Below are 6,000 nucleotides of genomic sequence, written 5' to 3'. Positions count from 1 at the left end.
GGCCTGGTTCGCCTGGCGGGCGCTGCGCGCCGCGATGCAGCCCGGCACCCTGGCCACCGCGCCCGGCAGCGGCATGGGCTGGCGCCAGGCGCTGGCCACCGCGCTGGGGTTCAGCCTGCTCAACCCGCACGTCTACCTGGATACCGTCCTGCTGCTGGGCAGCGTCGGCGCGCAACATCCATGGCCGGCACGCGGCGCATTCGGCCTGGGCGCGATCACCGCATCGTTCCTCTGGTTCTTCAGCCTGGCCGGCGCCGCCCACGCCCTGGCACCCTGGTTCGCCCGCCCCGCATTCTGGCGCGCCATCGACCTGATCACCGCCCTGGTCATGGCCACCCTGGCAGCCGGCCTCGCCAGCGGCGCACTGGGGGGATAGGCAACGCACCCTCGATGTGGGGTTTGGGTTTTGCCACGCCCCACACTGCGGGCCTTTCCACTTCGCCGTTTCCTATTCCACAATCCGGAGCATTCCCCTCTGGAGTGCTGTCATGTCCGACCCGTTGCTGATTGCCCGCGCCGCGGAACACGAGATCGCCCTGTTGCCGGCGTTGGCCAACCGCCATGGCCTGATCGCGGGGGCCACCGGTACCGGCAAGACCGTCACGCTGCAACGCATGGCCGAGGCGTTTTCGCGTATTGGCGTGCCGGTGTTCCTGGCCGATGTGAAAGGCGATCTGTCCGGCGTGGCGGTGGCGGGGCTGGAAACGCCCAAGCTCAAGGCGCGGCTGGATGCGCTGGGGATATCGCTCGACTATGCCGCCTGCCCGACGGTGTTCTGGGATGTGTTCGGCCAATCCGGCCACCCGGTGCGCGCCACGATCTCGGACATGGGCCCGGTGCTGATCGCGCGGCTGCTGGATCTGAACGATACGCAGCAAGGCGTGCTGAACCTGGTGTTCAAGATCGCCGACGACCGTGGCCTGCTGTTGCTGGACCTGAAAGACCTGCGCGCGATGGTCCAGCACGTGGGCGAGCATGCGAAGGAATACACCACCGAATACGGCAACGTGTCGGCCGCGTCGATCGGCGCCATCCAGCGCGGCCTGCTGGCGCTGGAAAGCGATGGCGCCGACCGCTTCTTCGGCGAGCCCATGCTCGACATCGCCGACCTGATGCAGACCGCCAACGGCCAGGGCGTGATCAATGTGCTGGCGGCGGACCAGCTCTACCAGCGCCCCAGGCTGTACTCCACCTTCCTGCTGTGGCTGCTGTCCGAATTGTTCGAACAACTGCCCGAAGTGGGCGACCTGGAGCAGCCCAAGCTGGTGTTCTTCTTCGACGAGGCCCACCTGTTGTTCGCCGACGCGCCCAAGGCGCTGGTGGACAAGGTGGAACAGGTGGTGCGGCTGATCCGCTCCAAGGGCGTGGGCGTGTACTTCGTCACCCAGAACCCGCTGGACGTGCCCGACGCCGTGCTCGGCCAGTTGGGCAATCGCGTGCAGCACGCCTTGCGCGCCTTCACGCCGCGTGACCAGAAGGCGGTCAAGGTGGCGGCGGAAACGCTGCGCGCCAATCCCCGGCTGAATACCGAGGCCGCGATCACCGAGTTGGGCGTGGGCGAGGCGCTGGTGTCGTTCCTGGACGCCAAGGGCAGCCCCTGCATCGTCGAACGCGCCTTCATCACCGCGCCGGGCTGCCGCATCGGCCCGCTGGCGCCGGCCGAACGCGAAGCCGTGATCAAGGCATCGGTGCTGTACGGCCACTACGAAGCGGCGGTGGATCGCGAATCGGCCTACGAGGTATTGCGCGGCAGCGCCGCCACGCCGGCCACCGCGCCTGCCGGCACCGGCGCGGGTAAGCCGGCCGAGGCCGAAAGCGGCGGCGGCGGTGGCCTGTTCGGCGCGCTGGGCGAAATGCTGTTCGGCCGTACCGGCCCACGTGGCGGTAAAACCGACGGCGTGGTGCAATCGGCCGCCAAGAGCATGGCGCGCCAGGTGGGGAACGAACTGGGGCGGCAGATCCTGCGCGGCGTGCTGGGGTCGATCTCGGGCGGGCGCGGCCGGCGGCGCTAAGGCGTGCTCCGCGCCGCGGGCCGGGCGGCTAAGGCTTGACGGCGGCGTCGTCGGGCAACGACTCGTCCAGGTTGTAGCGGCGCACCACCTCGGCGATCCGCCCTTCGGCCTTCAATAGCAGCAGCGCACGGTCGATGGCGTTGCGCTGCGCACTTTCACCTTTGGGCAGCAGGAAGCCCACGGGGGTGCCGGGGTCGCCCAGGTCCAGCTCGCGCACCGCCACGCCGGAACGCTTGGCCAGGAAGGCCCCGACATGCTCGGGGGCGATCACCGCCTCCACCTTGCCCTGCCGCAGCAATTCAAAACCAATATCCTGCGGCACGCCGCGCCGCACGCGGATGCGCGACAACTGATCACCCAGTGCGTGCTCGGCGTAGGAGTCGGCATCGCCGACCATGATGCGGCCATGGAGATCGCGCGTTTTCCGGATGGGGCCATCGGCGCGGACGAAGATCATGCTGCGCCGCCAGAAGTAAGGCTGCGTTCCCAGCACGCGGCGCAGCCGATCCGGCGTCAACTCGCCGCCGCACATGCCGTGGGTGAGGCCCAGGCCGAAGTACATGGCGCTGTACAGCTCTTCGAAATTGCCCATGCGAAACACCAGCGGCCGGCCGATGCGGGCGAACACCAGGCGCGCCACCTCGGCATCCAGGCCGGCGGCCTGGCCCGCGGCATCGCGGTATTGATACGGTTGGAAATTGTCGTTCAGGCCGCAGACGAATACCTTCTGCTGAGCGAACGCGGGCAAGGCCCACCATAGCAGGCAACATAGCAGGCAGTATCGCGCTGTTTTCATAGCTCCCCCCGAAGCCACGCGTGGCACCGTACCCTTTTTACCCCTCGGGTGACGCCATCCTCAGCTCCATGATATTCGCCTTCAGCGCTGCCCTGGAGGCAGTCTCGGGTGGGGGGGCCGCCAAAAGGTATGGCGGTCGTACGGGGCCGTTCGTCCGGAGGCCGCCAGGGCCAGCCTGACCAGCATCTGGTGCGGCTGCGCCAGCGTGGACGGCGGCACCGCCACCCAGCGCGAAGCCAGCGCCACGGCCAGGATCGACGCCCAGCGCCAGGCCGTGCCGGTGTGCGGCAGCGGCCGCCGCAGCACCCAGGTGGCGGCGGCGGCCCCCACCATCCAGCCGGCCACCACCTCGGACGGCGAGTGCACCGCCAGCCCCAGGCGCGACACCCCGATCAGCAGCGCCAGTACTCCCCCCAGGGTCAAGCCGAGCCGGCGCCGCGTGGGCGACGCCAGCAGCGCACCGGCCACCGGCCAGACTGCCGCCGCGTACATGGCGTGGCCGCTGATACCGGTGAAATCGAGCGCGCGCAGGCCGATGCCCCAGCCGAGGAATGCCAGCTTGGACACCAGGGTGAGGCCGATGGCCAGCGTCAGCGCCGCCAGCCAGCGCCAGGCACCGCGCGCATCGCCGCCGACGACGAACATCAGCGCCAGCGGCAACACCAGCCAGGTATGACCCAGCCACGACACGACGATCCAGAACGACATTCACCCTCCCCGGGTTGTGACACGGCCACGCCGCTCCCGACGGCAATGGACCGCCATGCGCCGCCGAGGTTTCCCGCCGCCCGCGCGCCAGACGGGAAATCCCCTACCCCGGCCCGGCGCCGGCACACGAGACAATAACCGCCTGTACGGTTCGGCGCCGCCCCGCCGATCGCTGCACCTTTCGGAGAACACTATGTGGAGCGGAATCGTCGCCGGGCTGGCCGCCGGCGCCTTGTGGGGCTTCGCCTTCGTGGCGCCCGCCGCGCTGTCGCACCAATCGCCGCTGGCGGTGGCCATGGGACGCTACCTGGTCTACGCGGTGCTGTGCGCGGTATTGCTGGCGCGGCATCACCGCCGCGTGCGGGCGCTGCCGCCGCGCCTGCTGGCCGCCGCCTTCGGGCTGGGGCTGCTGGGCAATGCTTTCTACTATTCCATCCTGTCGCTGGCGATCCGTTATGCCAACAGCGCGGTGGTCAGCCTGATCATCGGCACCATCCCGCTGTGGCTGGCCGCCATCGACCTGGCCCACACGCGGCGCAGCGCCGCCGTGCGGCGGCGCTTGATGCGGGCGCTGATCGTGCCGCTGGCATGCGTGCTCGCCGGCTTGCTGCTGATCAATCACGCGGGGCTGGCCGACCTGAAGCATGGCGATGTCCATCGCTTCCTGCTGGGCGTGGCGCTGGCCGCGATCGCGGCCGCCTGCTGGACCACCTTCGCGGCATTCAACGCGCGCGTGCTGAAGCGCTCCAGTGTGGACAACGGCACCTGGACCAGCCTGCTCGGGCTGGGCACGGCGCTGGGTTTCGTGCCCTTGCTGCCGTTGGCCGGGCTGGCAGGGGGCGCGCAGTTCACGCTGGATGCCGCGCTGATCGGCTGGTCGTTGCTGCTGGGCATCGGCGCATCGTGGATCGCCACCTGGCTGTGGAACCTGGCCAGCCAGCGCCTGCCGGTGGGGTTGGTGGGCCAGTTGATCGTGTCGGAAACCGTGTTCGCACTGCTGTATGGCTTCGTGCTGGCATGGCGGGCGCCGCGCGGCAGCGAGCTGGCGGCCATCGCGCTGTTCGTGTGCGGCGTGATGCTGGCCATCCGGGCGTTCCAGCGGGCGCATGCGCATACCGAGCCGGTTCACTGAGCCTGCCCTCGGCCGCCGCGACGCCGGGTGAACGGATTCACCTTGCCCGGACCGCGCCCCGCCCCGCCCCGCCCCGCCCCGGCACAGCGTCGAAGGCTGAACGGGGTCGATGGGCGGAAGCCAGCGCCGCGCGGCGCCTTCCGATCGGCCCGGGCGTGCAACGACCATGAAAAAGGCGAGCCTGCGCTCGCCTTTTTCGTGGCCTGCATGCCGCCGCTCAATCGATGGCGTTGCGCACCTTGAATGATTCGCCAGTGGCGAAGAAATCGCCCCCCGCCACATAGTGCATGGTGCGCAGCGCGCCATCCTCGAAGCGCCAGCGCCCGTTGGCAAACACGCGCGGATCGGCCCAGGCGGCAACCACTTCGGCGAGGAACAGATCGTAGCGCTGCTGGTTGTGCGGTTCGGGCAACACCTTGCATTCCAGCCATGCCACGCAGCCTTCCAGCAAGGGGGCCTCCACTACCGTCCCCTGGAAGGTCCGCAGGCCCAGCACTTCGAACTTGTCGCCCTCGTCGCCGGAGCGGGAGCCCACCGCCAGCGTGGCTTCGGCCAGACCGCGCGCGGGAATGTTGAGCACGAATTCGCCGGACGATTCCACCAGCCGTCGCGTCATCGTGGTGGCGTCGATGACCACCGCCACCTTGGGCGGGGTGAAATCCAGCGGCATGGCCCACGATGCAGCCATGACGTTGCGCGCCCCATCATGCGCGCTGCTGACCAACGTCACCGGACCATGGTTGAGCAAGGTGGTGGCCTTGCTCAAGGGAACGGAGGCATAAGGTTGCATGGTGGGCTCCTCTGGAATAGTTGATTTGTTGATTTGTAAATCCACTGTAACCCACCCCCCCGAGGATGGCCTAGCGAAGTGGCGCAAACGATTCACGCGCAATTGCCATACGAAGGAATGGCCCACCCGGCCAGGTGAAGAACGGGAAGCCGCGCGATGCTTTGCCGGGAGAATCTGCTGCATCGCAACAATCGGCGCGGGTTTGTGGCGGAGCGACCGAAGGATGGCCGTCTACATGTCATCGCCGCCCCTACCACGTGTCACAGGATTGGCTGGGTCCCCACCCCACCCCTGCCGGGGCACATCGATCTTCAAGCACGGACGGTGTGGGTCCGGCTGCTCGAAGCGCGGTGCGGCGGGAATCGCTGCTCTCGGCAGGCGGTGCGACCAAACCGGCGGCAGCCCACGGGTCAATCCACAGGAAGGACGAAGGCCGGGAGCCAGTGCGCAAAGCGCCGGGTGGCGCGGGGCGATCCCCGCGAACGCGGTACTACGCGGCAATGCGCCCGGCCTTCGTCCTGCGTTTCCTGGGTGAAGAAGATCGATTCGTTCCAGGATGTGT

At 68.7% G+C, this 6,000-nt stretch carries 6 protein-coding genes; 3 read left to right on the top strand and 3 right to left on the bottom strand.

Going from position 1 to position 6,000, the window contains the following annotated elements:
• Both FAZ21_RS16640 and FAZ21_RS16635 read left to right on the top strand, forming a co-directional pair.
• On the top strand, window positions 1-376 hold a 376-nt coding region (locus FAZ21_RS16640), incomplete at its 5' end, for a LysE/ArgO family amino acid transporter (RefSeq protein WP_169307465.1).
• A gap of 112 nt (window positions 377-488) precedes the next feature.
• Complete coding sequence (locus tag FAZ21_RS16635; protein ID WP_136774571.1) at window positions 489-2,012, top strand: helicase HerA-like domain-containing protein; 1,524 nt, start codon at window positions 489-491, stop codon at window positions 2,010-2,012.
• 28 nt (window positions 2,013-2,040) lie between these two features.
• Here FAZ21_RS16635 and FAZ21_RS16630 read toward each other — a convergent pair whose 3' ends face one another.
• Both FAZ21_RS16630 and FAZ21_RS16625 read right to left on the bottom strand, forming a co-directional pair.
• Complete coding sequence (locus FAZ21_RS16630; protein WP_136774570.1) at window positions 2,041-2,808, bottom strand: substrate-binding periplasmic protein; 768 nt, start codon at window positions 2,806-2,808, stop codon at window positions 2,041-2,043.
• Window positions 2,809-2,889: 81 nt separating this feature from the next.
• Window positions 2,890-3,516: a phosphatase PAP2 family protein gene (locus tag FAZ21_RS16625; RefSeq protein ID WP_136774569.1), complete on the bottom strand. Its 627-nt coding sequence runs from the start codon at window positions 3,514-3,516 to the stop codon at window positions 2,890-2,892.
• 193 nt (window positions 3,517-3,709) lie between these two features.
• Between FAZ21_RS16625 and FAZ21_RS16620 the strand changes: the two genes are divergently transcribed.
• Entirely contained in the window at window positions 3,710-4,648 is a 939-nt protein-coding gene (locus tag FAZ21_RS16620; RefSeq protein WP_169307464.1) for a DMT family transporter, read from the top strand.
• A 217-nt stretch (window positions 4,649-4,865) separates the two neighbouring features.
• On the opposite strand, the gene FAZ21_RS16615 is transcribed toward FAZ21_RS16620, so the two are convergent.
• A complete protein-coding gene (locus FAZ21_RS16615; protein WP_136774567.1) occupies window positions 4,866-5,438 on the bottom strand; it encodes a flavin reductase family protein in 573 nt (190 codons plus the stop codon).
• Window positions 5,439-6,000: the final 562 nt, after the last annotated feature.

This window comes from Chitiniphilus eburneus, from assembly GCF_005048205.1.
GTDB lineage: Bacteria > Pseudomonadota > Gammaproteobacteria > Burkholderiales > Chitinibacteraceae > Chitiniphilus > Chitiniphilus eburneus.
Note: the sequence above shows the minus strand (reverse complement) of the source record. Positions and strands in the feature narration are given on the sequence as shown.

Bases quoted from the DNA above. Each gene is read 5' to 3' on its own strand.
- FAZ21_RS16615 (WP_136774567.1), bottom strand. From the start codon at position 5,438: ATGCAACCTTATGCCTCCGTTCCCTTGAGCAAGGCCACCACCTTGCTC.
- FAZ21_RS16620 (WP_169307464.1), top strand. From the start codon at position 3,710: ATGTGGAGCGGAATCGTCGCCGGGCTGGCCGCCGGCGCCTTGTGGGGC.
- FAZ21_RS16625 (WP_136774569.1), bottom strand. From the start codon at position 3,516: ATGTCGTTCTGGATCGTCGTGTCGTGGCTGGGTCATACCTGGCTGGTG.
- FAZ21_RS16630 (WP_136774570.1), bottom strand. From the start codon at position 2,808: ATGAAAACAGCGCGATACTGCCTGCTATGTTGCCTGCTATGGTGGGCC.
- FAZ21_RS16635 (WP_136774571.1), top strand. From the start codon at position 489: ATGTCCGACCCGTTGCTGATTGCCCGCGCCGCGGAACACGAGATCGCC.